The sequence below is a fragment of the Actinacidiphila oryziradicis genome (assembly GCF_005047355.1).
In the GTDB taxonomy this organism is placed as follows: domain Bacteria; phylum Actinomycetota; class Actinomycetes; order Streptomycetales; family Streptomycetaceae; genus Actinacidiphila; species Actinacidiphila oryziradicis.
Genome location: NZ_SUMC01000016.1, coordinates 20345 through 33443, shown reverse-complemented (window position 1 = coordinate 33443; position 13099 = coordinate 20345). Strand labels below are relative to the sequence as shown.

The following is a 13099-nucleotide window of genomic DNA, read 5'->3' as shown; positions in this document are numbered from 1 at the left end:
GCTCGTTCACCGTCAGCTCGCGATGGTGCCGGCGCGTTTGCCGCGCCGGTGGGCGATCTCGCTGAGGACGGCGTCCGTGGCGGGGAAGGCGGCGAGCGGGATGCCGAGCAGTGGGACGAAGTAGCCGAGGAGGGCGACGGTGGCGGCGAGCGGGACGAGGATGTGCGGCGGGACGTGCTGCCAGGCGCCGCGGGGGACGGGGCGGCCGAAGGCGGAGGCGCGGCCGCGCTGCCACCACATCCGGTAGCCCCAGAGGATCATGAGGATCAGGGCGAGGGCGAGCGCGGCCAGGGCGAGTTGGTTGACGATGCCGAAGAGGCTGCCGGTGTGGGCGTCGATGCCCCAGCGGGTGAGCTTGGCCAGGACGGGGTAGTCGGCGAAGCGCAGGGTGTCGGTGACCTTGCCGGTGGCGGGGTCGATGGCGACGGAGTCCTGTTTCTCCGGCCAGCTGCGCTGGATCTGCCTGACGACGTACGCGGTGCCGGAGTCGGTGGGCGGCACGATCTCCACCGGGTTGGAGAGGCCCTGGGCGCGCGCGGCGCACCAGCGGGCGCAGGGACGACCAGCCCGGCCGCCGCACGGGCGCCGGGCGGGACTCCGTCGTGGTCTGGGCCTGCGGGCCGTCGGCCGGGGCGACCTGAGGCGGTTCGATCGACATCGGCGCTTCTCCTGGGGTGCGGTGAGGCGGGGCTGCGGAGGACGTGCAGCACCTGAGGAGTCGGGCGGCCGAAAGGGTGAGTTCCGGGGGTGTGATGTGACCTGCGCCACTCGGTCTTCCCGGGGCGGAGGGCACGATGACTGCTAGGACCGCGGCCGGGTGCGAGGTCGGCTTCACCGCGCGAGTGGTCGCCGATCAGGCCGAGGCGGAGCGGACCGGCTTCACCGGATCCCTGACCGGCCTTGCCGCCGGGCGCATCGTGTGCGGCACCTGCGGCTGGTGCTCCCGCGGAGTGCGGGTGCGCCGGTGCTGGGGTGACCGTCCCGCCGGACGCTACCCGGGTGGGGCGGGGACCCCGCGTCGCTTCCTGGGCACGGGGCGCATTCTCGGTGAGGCCGAACCAGTCCCGGCCTCCTGGCGGCGACACTACCGCGCCAGACCCACGCGTCAGCACCGCCAAGGAACATCAGGCCCAAACGTATGAACTGCCAACGAACCAGGCGCGCCAACCGGATGGGCGCGATAAATCTGTTCGCCGAGGAGCCGACGGCCAAGGCGACGACCGTGTGGGACCCTCGTTGGAGCGCCCGCGGCCATCGTGCCGGTGCGGCGCACCGTCTTGCTCAGGAGGAACGCCATGTCCCAGTACCACCTCGCGGAGGATCCCGAGCCTTCAGAACCCGTCCCGGCCGGGCTGCTCTTCGTCCCTGTCCGGCCGGGACCCATGGGCTGTACGGCCCGCTTTTTCCGGACGCCGCTCGGCGGCCGCACGGCCGTCGGCTTCACCACCGAACGCCGGCTCATCGCCACTTTGGGCATCGGCCAGGCCTGCATCAGGCTCTCCGCCCCCGCTCTCCGTGCCCTGGCCACGCCGCTGGGGATCGCCGCCCTCACCGTGGACCCGCAACTCACCGCGCCTGCCGCCCGCGACAGGGTTCCACGGGGCATCGACGTACTACGGGTGACCGGTGCCACGGCCGTCGTCTCCGGCCTGAAACCGCTGATCGGCTGAAGGGGGACCCCAACGCCGGTCTCACTGTCACCGGATCCGGGGCCGCCGACGTCCACCCGGCACCCCGGCATCCCGGCATCCGGAACCCCACCGCCCCGGCGACCCGACCTGTTTGGCGGCTTCCGCGTGACACGGGTGCGGAAGGGGGGACCGGATCGGGTGTGCCGTGGCCGGGTTGCGTACGCTGAGCTGGCCGTCTCGTCGACGGTTTGCTCGTTTTCGGCGTGACGGGACGTGACGGGAGTACACGGTGGCCACCTCCGCCCACAGCGGTTCTGGTTCTGGGGGCGTGCGGCATCGCTTGCGCGCGTGGTTGCTGGTGGGCCTTTCGGACATGGCCAAGCAGCAGCCGGGGCCGCACGCCGAGCCGACGAGCGGGCACCGCGGGCAGCGGTGGTGGCGGGTCATGTGCCTGACCGGCCTGGACTACTTCTCGACGCTTGGCTACCAGCCGGGCATCGCGGCCCTGGCGGCGGGGTTGCTGTCCCCGCTGGCGACGCTGGTACTGGTGGTGGTGACCCTCGCGGGTGCGCTCCCGGTGTACCGGCGGGTGGCGGAGGAGAGCCCGCACGGTGAGGGCTCGATCGCGATGCTGGAGCGGCTGCTGTCGTTCTGGCAGGGCAAGCTGTTCGTGCTGGCCCTGCTGGGGTTCGCTGCGACCGACTTCCTGATCACGATCACTCTGTCGGCGGCCGACGCCACCGCCCACCTTGTGGAGAACCCGCACTTCACCGGCGCGCTGCACGGCCACCAGATGGCCATCACCCTGATCCTGGTCGGTCTGCTCGGCGCGGTGTTCCTCAAGGGGTTCACCGAGGCCATCGGCGTGGCAGTGGTGCTGGTGGGGCTCTATCTGGCGTTGAACGCCGTCGTCTCGGTGGTGGGGCTGTGGCATGTGTTCACCGCGCCGCACCTGGTCACCGACTGGTCCCACGCGCTGACCGCCGAACACGGCAACCCGCTGGCCATGATCGGCGTGGCGCTGGTGATCTTCCCCAAGCTCGCGCTGGGCCTGTCCGGGTTCGAGACCGGTGTCGCGGTCATGCCGCACATCGAAGGCGCCCCCGGCGAAACCGAGGAGCATCCCGCCGGGCGCATCAAGGGGGCCAAGAAGCTGCTGACCACGGCTGCGGTGATCATGAGTGTCTTCCTGATCGTCACCAGCGTCATCACGACCTGGCTCATCCCGCAGGCCGAGTTCAAACCCGGCGGCCAGGCCAACGGACGTGCCCTGGCCTACCTCGCCCACCATTACCTGGGCTCCGCCTTCGGCAGCGTCTATGACGCCTCCACCATCGCCATCCTGTGGTTCGCCGGTGCCTCGGCCATGGCCGGACTGCTCAACCTGATGCCCCGCTACCTTCCCAGATACGGCATGGCGCCCCACTGGGCCCGCGCGGTGCGCCCGATGGTGCTGGTCTTCATCGCCATCGCCTTCCTGGTGACCTGGATCTTCAACGCCAACGTGGACGCCCAGAGCGGCGCGTATGCGACGGGTGTGCTGGTCCTCATCACCTCGGCCGCGGTGGCCGTCACCATCGCCGCCCGGCGCGCCGGACAACGCGGCTGGACGATCGGCTTCGCCGTCATCGCGGTGATCTTCCTCTACACCACGGCTGTGAACGTCGTCGAGCGGCCCGACGGCGTGAAGATCGGTGCCTGTTTCATCGCCGGGATCATCGCCGTCTCACTGCTGTCCCGGATCGCCCGCGCCTTCGAGCTACGGGTCACCAGCGTGCTCTTCGACGACATGGCCATGCGATTTGTCCGCGACACCGCCCATCGGAAGATCCGGTTCATCGCGAACGAACCCGACAGCCGCGATGTCGCCGAGTACCGCGACAAGCTCCAGCAGATCCGTGCCGACCACGACCTCCCGGCCGACGAGGACTTCGTCTTCGTCGAGATCACCGTCCGCGACCCCTCCGACTTCGAGAGCGAACTGCGGGTGCGTGGCGAAGTGCTGCACGGCCGCTACCGGGTGCTCGCCGTGGAGAGCTCCACCATCCCGAACGCACTCGCCGCAATGCTCCTGGACGTAAGGGACCTGACCGGCCAGCGGCCGCACATCTACTTCGAGTGGACCGAAGGCAACCCCCTCGCCCAGTTCCTGCGGTTCTTCCTCTTCGGCCAGGGCGAAGTCGCCCCCGTCACCCGCGAAGTGCTCCGCGAAGCCGAACCCGACCGAGCCCGCCGCCCCCACGTCCACGTCGGCTGATCCGGTCAGGGTTTCCCGGCGCCGCCCAGCGGCACGCGACGCAGCCCCACCTGTTCGCGCGGCCTTTCAGTCGTGGGCGTGGTCGCCTTAGGCGGTGACGGACAGGAAGCGGATGGGGAGTTCCACCAGCTGCCGGTGGCCGTGGTCGCCTTCGCCGTCGAGCTGCAGGGCATCGCCGGGCCGCATCGTGTAGCGGGCGCCGCCATGGCCGTAGACCATGACGCCTTCGAGCATGTAGAGCAGTTCGGTGCCGGGGTGCCGGGGTGCCGGGGTGCCGGGGTGCCGGGGTGCTGGAAGAGCGGGAAGACCTCGCTGGATTCGGTGAGGGTGGCCAGCACGGCCTCCATGCGCTTGTGCGGTCCGCGCAGAGCGCCCAGGAGTTCGTAGAGGTGGCCGACGCGGCTGCCCCGCCGGACGATCCGGGCGCCGTGTCCTGCGGGGACGTAGACGGCCTCCCGCTCGGCGTCGACACCGCGGAAGAGGGCGGTCACCGGGACGTCGAGACCGGCCGCGAGCCGGCCGTTGAGCAGGCCCGCCAGTTCCGAGATGTGCTCGCAGTGAACGCGTGAAGTGTGTCCGAGCCGTTGCCGGCTTGTAAAGCCCTCTCTCGTCGGTGCCGTCGCGGACGTTCGCGCCCCGCCACTCGCGCGGTCACGAGCGGTTGCCCGAATGGACGGCGTCCAACCGGTGCATTTCGAGAAATCGGCTCCATGGCGCGGGAGCCTTGCGGGTTCCGGGCCGGGAGCCGATCCGGAGGCGTTCTCGGCCTGAGAATCGCCGACCCAAGTGGCGGCTCTCGTGTTGCGGGTCATCGCACTGTCATATGTGCTGGCCTGGTCCAGCTAACGACGATCTTGTTTTCGCTGAGCGTTGTCCGGCCGCGCGCCCGCTTTTGAACAAGTGTCAGGAAGGAACGTCCATGTTGTTGGTGCGGCCGGGTACAGGAGGGCGTCGGTCCGTTCTGCGGCGCAGCAGACCCGTACGAATGCTGGGAGTAAGCGCCGGCGTCGTCAGGGCGTTGACGGACGGGATTCTGTTCGGTCCCGGGTTGGCGGAATCCAGGGCCTCAAGCCACTGGGACGCGCCGATGGTGGTGACGGACCCGCAGATCGACGCCGGGATCGGAAGCAAAACCGGGGGCCCGCTCAAGGATGACCTCAACGCCCACTCGCTCAACCAGGACGCCGACCCGTCGGCCATCGCCCCGGCGGAGGAACTGCGCCTCAACCTGAACACACCGGTGACGGCGCAACCGAACAGCTGGGCTGCCTCGGCGGCGACCGGCAGGGCTTCCCCAACGGCAGGCGGCTGACGGACGACCCCACCGTCGCGATGCTGTCGATGCTCCAGGGCGGCCTCCTGACCTTCGGCCTGCCCGGCGTCGGCGACGACGTCATGGGCGCAGAGCCGCAGACCCCGCCCGGAAAGCAGTTCCCCTACATTCCCGCTCCGCTCCACCTCTAGCCGGACGCCCCGGACAGACAGCGGCAGCGCCCAAGAAAACCCACCACCTCGAAGGAGTACATCCCCTATGCGCACAAACCGGCTCATTGCCACAGGTGCAGCCGTTGCGGCCTGCGCGGCACTGCTGTTCGCGGCCCAACCGTCGGCAGCCGGATCCGCACCGCGCCTCGCGGCCTCCACGACGTGCGTGGCGGCAGGCAGCACCGGGCTCTACCTGTCCAAGGCAGGGGAGGCGACGATGACGTTCTCCCCGCAGTTCCTCGACGGCCTGAGGAAGCAGGGCGTAACCACGCAAGGCGTCGCGCCGAACACCGTCGTCGGCGGCGGAAGCGCGCTCCGACTCCCGATCGGTGAGAAGTACGACAACATCGAACTGCCCAGCGGCCGCGTCTGTTACCCCGGCGGAATGATTTGGACGAAGGCGTCCACCCGTACCACCTATGCGGTCGACGACTTCTGGATCAAGTTCGCTGCCGTCGGCAACAGCAAGGTCTTCACCACCCCGAAGGTCAATGGCGCAACGCGGGCCGCCGGTGAGCTCAACATGGCGAACTTCTCCGCCGCACAAGCCCTCACGGCCGGCGAATTCAGTGCCCACAACAACGGCGTCGGACCAAAGCGCGTCACCTTCACCATGGACGCCGAGTTCGCCCGCGACCTCAACGAGGCGCTCGGGACCGACTTCAAGGCGAACATGGCGTGGTCCACGCTCGACATCGCCTGGTCCGGCGCCCCGACCCGCGCACTGCCCTCCATGAAAACTCCGGATCTGCAGGGCCTGAGCCTCTTCGCGGAAGCGCTCAAAATTCCCGCCGGCGCCAACGCGAAGCATTCCTCGCATTCCAATTCCAAGGCCCCCGGACGGGCATCGCACTGACCGCACAGTCCCCCCACCACCCAGCCGGCGGACCGGGGTGTCCTGGAAACGTCCAGGACACCCCGGCCGCGCCATCAGCAGCCGGCGTGGCCCCGTCCGCGCTCGTCGTCCTGCTCGGCGCGGTCGCCCTGCACCGCGCCGCGTTCGGCGTCGGCCTCGTCCTCGGCTGCGGAGCCGGCATGGCGGCCGTACTGACCGCCGCCGGACTCGTCGTCGCGAAACTCAGCGACCGCGCGCAGGCCCGGCTGGACGACCGCCTACGACCGCCTGCGCTGGGCGCGCCCGCTGAGACGGTGGACTCCCGTACTCACCGCCGCGCTCGTGGTCCTCGTCGGAGCGGGGCTGGCACTCCGCAGCGCGCTGCCCCTGTACTTCCCTTCGTAGCCGATGCGGGCAGCGGCGCTCACTCCTTACGGAGGCGGCGGCGCAGCAGCAGTCGCCGGGCAGGGCACTCCACGCGCTCGTACAGGATCCAGGCGAGGCCCAGCGCCACGGTGAACGCGGCGGCGGTGGCGGCCAGTGCGCCCGCGACGCCGAAGTGGGGGGACTTGCCGAGCACGGTGTTGCCGGCGCGGAGTACCAGCAGGTGGATCATGTAGAAGGCGAAGGAGAGTTCGCCCAGTCGCACCATCCGCGGGTGCCGCCACAGCGAGGGCAGACCGCCCATGTCGGCGACGGCTGCCGCGGGGATGAGCGCCCCGAAGCCGATGATGGTGCAGGCGGTGGTCGGGTATCCGTCGGGGACCTGGGGGACCAGGAAGTAGCCGATGATCGCCAGGGCGAGTGAGGTCTCACGGTTGGGTCCTCGCCACCGGTCCAGGAGCACCAGGCGGGCTACGGCGGCCCCGAGGACGAACTCGGGAAGGCGGGCCGGGGGAAGGGCGCCGACCGGTTGGCTCAGCACATGGTGCGCGTCCACCCAGGCCAGGACCAGTACCGCCAGCACCGATGCCCCGGCCAGCACCGTCGAGCCCCGGGCGTTGAGGTGGCGCAGCAGGAGGGCGAGCAGCGGAAAGACGGCGTAGAAGAAGGCCTCGCAGGCCAGCGACCAGCTGACGGGGTCGAGCGTCTGCCACCAGGGACGCCACCAGGAGTGCGTCAGCAGCACATTGGCCAGTGCCGAGTTGAGGGTGGGTTTCGCCAGATGGGCGAGGGTGAATGACATGAGCAGCGCGATCGCGGCGGTGACCAGGTGGACCGGGTATATCCGGGCGATGCGCCGCCGCCAGAAGGCGAGTACGCGGTCGCCCGGCCGCGCGGACCACATCAGGACGAAGCCGGAGAGTATGAAGAAGAACGACACTCCGGTGGCGCCGGCCCCGAACCCCCAGGTCATGATGCGGGCGCTCGTGCCCCCGAAATAACCGATGTTGCGCACATGCAGCCCGAAGACCAGCAGCGCGGCCATCCATCGCAGTCCTGTGAGGGAGGGCAGTGAGGGCACCCGAGCGGTTCCCGGCCGAGGGGACGGCGGGACGGGGACCGATGCGATGGCCTCGTTCCTGGGCGCGGGGATCTGTGATGTCTGGTTTGTCCCTGTCACCGCCGTCATCGCGGCGCCTTCCGGGGGATTTCCTTATGATGCATGGGAGGGCGCGTTACCGGTTTTTTACGTTTCATCCAGGTCAGTGGGCAACGTCACAGCATCCGCCGCAGCAGAGCGGGGGACCGGAGGTGCGGTCCCGCCCTGAAATCGCTCGCCCCTGATCCTCCGACCGCCATGCCTCCTGGCCTCCCGGCTCGCATATTGTCGTCGCGGCGGAGCGATCAGCTCCGGCACGGGCTGTCGGCAACGACCAGCGGAGGGACGGGCAGTGAGCGGCGAGGACGTTTTGACGATCGACGACGTACGGGCCGCACAGCGGCGGATCCACGGTGTCGCGCACCGGACACCGGTTCTGACCTCCACCACGGTCAACAACCTGGTGGGCGCCGAGGTGTTTCTCAAGGCCGAGAACTTCCAACGCGTCGGCGCGTTCAAGTTCCGGGGCGCCTACAACGCGGTCTCACAGCTCAGCCCCGACCAGCTCCGGCAGGGCGTGGCCGCCTACTCGTCGGGCAACCACGCCCAAGCAGTCGCGCTGGCCGCCCGGATCGCCGGCACCACCGCTGTCATCCTGATGCCCGAGGACACCCCCGACAGCAAGCTGGCGGCCACCAGGAACTACGGCGCGGAGATCGTGACCTACGACCGCTACACCGGCGACCGGGTCGCACTCGGCAACAAGCTCGCCGCCGAACGCGGACTGGTCCTGATCCCGCCCTACGAGCACCCGCACGTGATCGCCGGACAGGGCACCATAGCGCTCGAACTGCTTGAGGAGACCGGCCCGCTGGACGCGCTCCTCGTCCCCATCGGCGGCGGCGGCCTGATGGCGGGCTGCTCCACAGCGGCCAAGGCTCTCGTCCCGGACATCCGCATGGTCGGCGTCGAGCCGGAGGACGCCGACGACACCAAACGCTCGCTGGCCGCGGGGGCCCGGGTCTCGATACCGGTCGGCAGGACGATCGCGGACGGACTCATGGCCGACACTCCCGGCCGGCTCACCTTCTCCGTCAACCGTCGCCTCGTGGACGAGGTCGTGCTGGTCAGCGATGACGAGATCCGGGCAGCGATGGCGTTGGCGTTCGAACGGCTCAAAGTGGTCATCGAGCCGAGCGGCGCCGCGGCCCTCGCCGCGCTCCTCTCCGGCAGGCTGGATCCATTGCCGGCCCGGATCGGCGTCGTCATCTCCGGGGGCAACGTCAGCCTGAGCCGACTCCACGAAATCCTCGGCCAGTAGGCAGCAGGCCCTCCGGCTGGGGGGCCTGGAGTCCCGGTCCGCCTCGGACGGAAGGCCTGGTCCCGACAACGACGGTGGCGTACATCTCGTCGGAACTGGCCACCCGCGGTATCAGCCCGTTGCGGGCGACCGCCTCGACGGCCTGCGGGGCCTGGCGCTCGCTCGTCTCGAACAGCAGATGGCCGCCCGGCGCCAGCCACACAGGCGCCGCGGCGGTCACCCGCCGCAGGACGTCGAGCCCGTCCGCGCCGCCGTCGAGCGCGACCCGGGGCTCGTGTACGCGGGCTTCCGGGGGCAGCAGCTCGATCTCCTCGGTGGGTACGTAGGGCACATTGGCCAGCAGGACGTCGACGCGGCCGCGCAGAGTGGCGGGCAGCGGCTCGTAGAGGTCACCTTCGTACACCTGACCGGCGGCGGCGACGTTGCGGCGGGCGCACCGCACCGCGGCGGGGTCGATGTCGGTGGCGTACAACTCGCCCTGGCCCAGGGCCGCGACCAGCGCCGCACCCAACGCGCCCGATCCGCAGCACAGGTCGACCACGACAGATCGTGGCCGGTCGAGGGTGAGGGCAGTGGCGAGAGCGGTGGCCTCGTCGACGAGGAACTCGGTGCGGCGGCGCGGTACGAATACCCCGGGGTCCACGGCGATCCGCCGGCCGTAGAACTCTGCCCAGCCGAGGACATGTTCGAGGGGCAGGCCGGCTGCCCGCCGGTCCACCATGGCGGCGAGCTCGGCCGGTGTCCGTGCCGCTGAGATGAGCAACTGCGTCTCGTCCTCGGCGAAGACACAGCCGACGGCCCGAAGCCTGGTGACGATGACGGAGACGGAGAGAGGGAGAAGCGAAGGTGAAGCCGACATGGGAGCCTTTCGGGACGCCGATGGGCGCTCCCGCGGTCACCTATGCCGGATGGACCGCACGGCCGTGGGATGGGAGCACCCGACCTGATACAGCGGTAATGGGTCTCACCTCCTTGATACGTTCACTGCTTGCGCGCACAACACTACCTGAGCCGGGCCGCCGCGCCCAGACACATCACGGGAGCCCTCACGCCTGCAGCCAAAGATCCCTGCCGGAGGTCTGGCGTGTCGGCCGGCGACCCGGCCAAAGTCCGGGCCGGCAACCGGGGTTCGCTCGCCGTTCCTCCCGTTCGGTCAGCCTGTTCTCCGCCGGCCGGCGGTAGTCAGGGGGCGGTATGAACATCATCGGCGCCAAGGCCATCGGCACCGGGCGCCTGGATCTCCTGCCCCTGCTTGTCGAACACGCCGAGGAGATGGCCGCGGTGCTGTCCGACCCGGACCTGCACACCTTCACCGGCGGCGCCCCGGCGACCCCAGAGGCCCTGCGTTCCCGCTACCAACGCCTGGTGGCGGGTTCGCCCGCCCCCGCCGTCTCCTGGTGCAACTGGGTGATCCGGCTCCGCGATGAGGCCTGCCTGGTGGGCACCGTCCAGGCAACCTTCGGTCCCTCGGCCCCTGGACCCGTCGCCGAGATCGCCTGGGTGGTCGGGACCCCGTGGCAGGGGCGGGGCATCGCCACCGAGGCCGCCCGAGGACTCGTCGGCTGGCTCGGGCAGCAGCCCGTACACACCGTCATCGCCCACATCCACCCGGAACACCACGGATCCGCCGCCGTAGCCACCGCCGCCGGGCTCACGCCCACCGGCGAATGGCATGATGGAGAGATCAGGTGGCACTTGACGAGTACTCGCCCGCAAGGCCATCGACGGCGCCCTACCTATTCGCGCGGCTCCGGAGGAGCGGCATGAGCCGCGTCGTAGGCGGCACGCGAGGCCTGGATGCCGGAGAGGTGGTCGTCGGTCCAGTCGACCAGCTGGTAGAGGATCATGTGGAGGCTGCGGCCACGTTCGGTGAGGGCGTACTCCACCTGTGGCGGGACGGTCGCATAGACGGTTCGCCGCACGAGGCCGTCGCGCTCGAGGCGGCGCAGGGTGGCGCTGAGCATGCGCTGGGTGATGCCCTCGGCCAGGCGGCGGAGCTCGTTGAACCGTCGAGGCCGGCCGTCGAGACGGCAGATCACGATCACCGACCACTTGTCGCCGATCCGAGCCAGCACGTCACTCAGCAGGGCGCCGTTGTCGGCGTTCGGCGAGGTCGTCATGGGTTCCCTCCAGGGAACTTAGGCAGTTGAAACTGCCTCCTCGCGGAAGCCGGACCATCGGTCAACCGAACGTCACAGCCGGAGCCGAGCCATTGCGTTGCAGTTCCTTGCACAGGATGGCTCTGACCAGTTATATTGCCCTCCGCACTGAGCGCATCGTGAAGGACAGTCATGGACGCGGGGCCGATAGCCACCACCAGCGAGCAGCGGCAGCCGTCCGAGGGGGAGGCACGGGTTCGCTACCGTGCCACCTGGCCACAGCGACTGGCGATGGCCGTTCCCCTGCTTTTCTTCATGCCGTTCATGTACCTGCACTTGTTCCTGTGGAACCGCTCGCCTGGTTTCCCCGGGCCGCCGCTCTGGATGCGGGTGGAGTTCTGGGTGTTGCCCGTGCTGATCGTGCCCAGTGTCTGGATGCAGGGCTGGTGGGCCGGCGTCACGTTGACCCCGCAGGTAGCCGCGGTGCACCGCCTGCGGCGACGCGACATCCCGTGGACGCGTGTGGCCGCCGTCGAGGCAGAGCGTTTTGGTGCCGGCGCTCGTCGTGTCGTCCTGTACGAGACGGATGGGCGCCGAACGCCGCTGCGGATACCCAGCACCGCGTTCCTGGCCTGGGACCGGCAGTTCGACGCGAAGGCCGCCGCGATCCGCGATTGGTGGCTCACCTACGGCGGCGTCGACCACGAGCCGCTCGATTCCGCGGGATCCACGAGGGCACCGGAGCCGCTGCCCGACCGGCTACGCCTGCGTCCTACCGCCCTCCAGGCAGTGCCGGTGGCGATGCTGATCACCCTCCTGGCCATGGAGGCCACGGCCGCCGGGTTCACGGGCGGGCCCGGCACGGACCACGCCACGGCAACCAGCCGTGCCCTGGGATCGCTTGCAGCGATCCTGCTGCTGTTCACCGCAGGCCAGTTGTGTTTGCGCAGCGGTGCGACCCTGACGCCTGGGCATCTGCGCATCGACGGGCTGCGTCACCAGACCCTCGCGTGGTCAGAGGTGCGAACGATCACGGTGGAACCGCGCCGCGGTGGGCGTCGAGTCGTGGTGACCGATCTGCACGGGCGGCGCACGTTTCTGGCCGCTCCCCGCCTTGGATTCCTGCTCTGGGATCACGATTTCGGGCTCAGAGTCGGGATGCTGCACCGTTTCTGGCACACCCACCGCGGCGCCGACTGGACCCCGGGCATGACCGCTGAGCGAGCACCCGGACGGGTGCTCGCCCCCTACAGCGGACCGCGCGTCTGGCAGCGCGTCGTGGTCGGCCTTGTCTGCGCCGTTCTCTGCTGGATGGTCTTCCTGTGGGTCCTCGTCGGTGGGCTCATGCTCACGCTTGGCTGAGTGCCGCCGCGTCGGCAAGACGTACGACCTGGGGTTCGGTGGTCTGACCCTATGAGGGCCGGGCCCCCGTCCGGGACAGCCAGGGTGCTGGCGCTTTGACTGCCCCGGACGCTCCTGCCGTGATCAGCGCCGGTCGAGCAAGCGGATGGCATCCTCAGCGGCATTAGCCAAAGCTTGATCGAGGGCCTCGCCGTGGCGTCCGCCGGCGCTGGCGATGGCTCCCCTGCCTCCGGCGCCGCCGCCGACTGCGCGGGCGGCGGCGCCGAGGGCCTGGCGGGCCTCGATGCCGTGGTCGAGCAGGTCTAGGGAGACAGCGGCGACCAGGAAGGCCTTGCCGTTTCGTTCGATGCCGAGGGTGACGATGCCGGACGGGCCGATTCTGTCGACCACTTCGGTGGCCAGGGCGCGCAGGTCGTTCGGCTCGACGTCAGTCACCCGCTCGGCAACGATTTCGCCGCCGGGGACTTGACGGGCATGGGTGCTGAGTTGCCCGGTTTTCGCGCGGAGTTCCTCCGTCCGCAGGCGGTCCAGTTCCTGCTGGGCAGTGGTCAGCGACTCCAGTTCCAGGTCCGGGCGCGGAGCATCCACCGCATCCACTTCGTCCTCGCGCACGCTGAGGATGCGAA

General features: G+C 69.8%; 15 protein-coding genes. 9 read left to right on the top strand and 6 right to left on the bottom strand.

The annotated features are described in order from the left end of the window. Positions 1-12 precede the first annotated feature (12 nt). The gene (locus FCI23_RS18305; protein WP_246143813.1) at positions 13-768 is read right to left on the bottom strand and encodes a PepSY domain-containing protein; all 756 of its coding nucleotides are present in this window, start codon (positions 766-768) and stop codon (positions 13-15) included. A 527-nt stretch (positions 769-1295) separates the two neighbouring features. On the opposite strand from FCI23_RS18305, the gene FCI23_RS18300 reads away from it, so the two are divergent. Both FCI23_RS18300 and FCI23_RS18295 read left to right on the top strand, forming a co-directional pair. Then, entirely contained in the window at positions 1296-1670 is a 375-nt protein-coding gene (locus FCI23_RS18300) for an SAV_915 family protein (protein WP_136724972.1), read from the top strand. A gap of 334 nt (positions 1671-2004) precedes the next feature. Beyond that, positions 2005-3888 (top strand): APC family permease, encoded by a 1884-nt coding sequence (locus tag FCI23_RS18295; RefSeq protein ID WP_246143812.1) that lies wholly within the window; start codon positions 2005-2007, stop codon positions 3886-3888. Between the two features lie 87 nt (positions 3889-3975). Here the strand turns inward: FCI23_RS18295 and FCI23_RS59785 are convergent, their stop codons facing one another. Then, positions 3976-4122, bottom strand: coding sequence for a cupin domain-containing protein (locus FCI23_RS59785; protein ID WP_246143811.1), 147 nt, complete (start codon positions 4120-4122; stop codon positions 3976-3978). A gap of 53 nt (positions 4123-4175) precedes the next feature. Between FCI23_RS59785 and FCI23_RS59780 the strand changes: the two genes are divergently transcribed. The 4 genes from FCI23_RS59780 to FCI23_RS18275 all read left to right on the top strand — a co-directional run bounded on the left by FCI23_RS59780 (position 4176) and on the right by FCI23_RS18275 (position 6229). Next, entirely contained in the window at positions 4176-4457 is a 282-nt protein-coding gene (locus tag FCI23_RS59780; protein ID WP_246143810.1) for a hypothetical protein, read from the top strand. 416 nt (positions 4458-4873) lie between these two features. Next, a complete protein-coding gene (locus FCI23_RS63795) occupies positions 4874-5200 on the top strand; it encodes a hypothetical protein (protein WP_136724970.1) in 327 nt (108 codons plus the stop codon). After that, positions 5149-5352, top strand: a complete 204-nt coding sequence (locus tag FCI23_RS63790) for a DUF4331 family protein (protein WP_211265391.1) — start codon at positions 5149-5151, stop codon at positions 5350-5352. The genes FCI23_RS63795 and FCI23_RS63790 overlap by 52 nt, the downstream gene beginning before the upstream one ends. A 67-nt stretch (positions 5353-5419) precedes the next feature. Next, positions 5420-6229, top strand: a complete 810-nt coding sequence (locus FCI23_RS18275; RefSeq protein WP_136724968.1) for a hypothetical protein — start codon at positions 5420-5422, stop codon at positions 6227-6229. Between the two features lie 403 nt (positions 6230-6632). On the opposite strand, the gene FCI23_RS18270 is transcribed toward FCI23_RS18275, so the two are convergent. After that, positions 6633-7637, bottom strand: coding sequence for an acyltransferase family protein (locus FCI23_RS18270; protein ID WP_246143809.1), 1005 nt, complete (start codon positions 7635-7637; stop codon positions 6633-6635). Positions 7638-8043: 406 nt separating this feature from the next. On the opposite strand from FCI23_RS18270, the gene FCI23_RS18265 reads away from it, so the two are divergent. After that, the gene (locus FCI23_RS18265) at positions 8044-9012 is read left to right on the top strand and encodes a pyridoxal-phosphate dependent enzyme (protein ID WP_136724966.1); all 969 of its coding nucleotides are present in this window, start codon (positions 8044-8046) and stop codon (positions 9010-9012) included. Here the strand turns inward: FCI23_RS18265 and FCI23_RS18260 are convergent. After that, positions 8975-9871: a putative protein N(5)-glutamine methyltransferase gene (locus FCI23_RS18260; protein ID WP_136724965.1), complete on the bottom strand. Its 897-nt coding sequence runs from the start codon at positions 9869-9871 to the stop codon at positions 8975-8977. The two genes, FCI23_RS18265 and FCI23_RS18260, sit on opposite strands and share 38 nt — an antisense overlap. 335 nt (positions 9872-10206) lie before the next feature. On the opposite strand from FCI23_RS18260, the gene FCI23_RS18255 reads away from it, so the two are divergent. Then, positions 10207-10779, top strand: a complete 573-nt coding sequence (locus tag FCI23_RS18255; RefSeq protein WP_136724964.1) for a GNAT family N-acetyltransferase — start codon at positions 10207-10209, stop codon at positions 10777-10779. Here FCI23_RS18255 and FCI23_RS18250 read toward each other — a convergent pair. Continuing rightward, positions 10749-11132 carry a winged helix-turn-helix transcriptional regulator gene (locus FCI23_RS18250; protein WP_136724963.1) on the bottom strand — a complete coding sequence of 128 codons (384 nt, stop codon included), beginning with the start codon at positions 11130-11132 and terminating at the stop codon, positions 10749-10751. The two genes, FCI23_RS18255 and FCI23_RS18250, sit on opposite strands and share 31 nt — an antisense overlap. Positions 11133-11303: 171 nt before the next feature. Here FCI23_RS18250 and FCI23_RS18245 point away from each other — a divergent pair, with 171 nt between their 5' ends. Further along, on the top strand, positions 11304-12473 hold the full coding sequence (locus FCI23_RS18245) for a hypothetical protein (protein ID WP_136724962.1): 1170 nt from the start codon (positions 11304-11306) through the stop codon (positions 12471-12473). A gap of 123 nt (positions 12474-12596) precedes the next feature. On the opposite strand, the gene FCI23_RS18240 is transcribed toward FCI23_RS18245, so the two are convergent. Beyond that, on the bottom strand, positions 12597-13085 hold the full coding sequence (locus tag FCI23_RS18240) for a DHHA1 domain-containing protein (protein WP_169316846.1): 489 nt from the start codon (positions 13083-13085) through the stop codon (positions 12597-12599). Between the last annotated feature and the right edge of the window lie 14 nt (positions 13086-13099).

Bases quoted from the DNA above. Each gene is read 5' to 3' on its own strand.
- FCI23_RS18295 (WP_246143812.1), top strand. From the start codon at position 2,005: ATGGCCAAGCAGCAGCCGGGGCCGCACGCCGAGCCGACGAGCGGGCAC.
- FCI23_RS18300 (WP_136724972.1), top strand. From the start codon at position 1,296: ATGTCCCAGTACCACCTCGCGGAGGATCCCGAGCCTTCAGAACCCGTC.
- FCI23_RS18245 (WP_136724962.1), top strand. From the start codon at position 11,304: ATGGACGCGGGGCCGATAGCCACCACCAGCGAGCAGCGGCAGCCGTCC.
- FCI23_RS18260 (WP_136724965.1), bottom strand. From the start codon at position 9,871: ATGTCGGCTTCACCTTCGCTTCTCCCTCTCTCCGTCTCCGTCATCGTC.
- FCI23_RS63795 (WP_136724970.1), top strand. From the start codon at position 4,874: ATGCTGGGAGTAAGCGCCGGCGTCGTCAGGGCGTTGACGGACGGGATT.
- FCI23_RS18250 (WP_136724963.1), bottom strand. From the start codon at position 11,132: ATGACGACCTCGCCGAACGCCGACAACGGCGCCCTGCTGAGTGACGTG.
- FCI23_RS59785 (WP_246143811.1), bottom strand. From the start codon at position 4,122: ATGCTCGAAGGCGTCATGGTCTACGGCCATGGCGGCGCCCGCTACACG.
- FCI23_RS18255 (WP_136724964.1), top strand. From the start codon at position 10,207: ATGAACATCATCGGCGCCAAGGCCATCGGCACCGGGCGCCTGGATCTC.
- FCI23_RS18270 (WP_246143809.1), bottom strand. From the start codon at position 7,637: ATGGCCGCGCTGCTGGTCTTCGGGCTGCATGTGCGCAACATCGGTTAT.
- FCI23_RS18275 (WP_136724968.1), top strand. From the start codon at position 5,420: ATGCGCACAAACCGGCTCATTGCCACAGGTGCAGCCGTTGCGGCCTGC.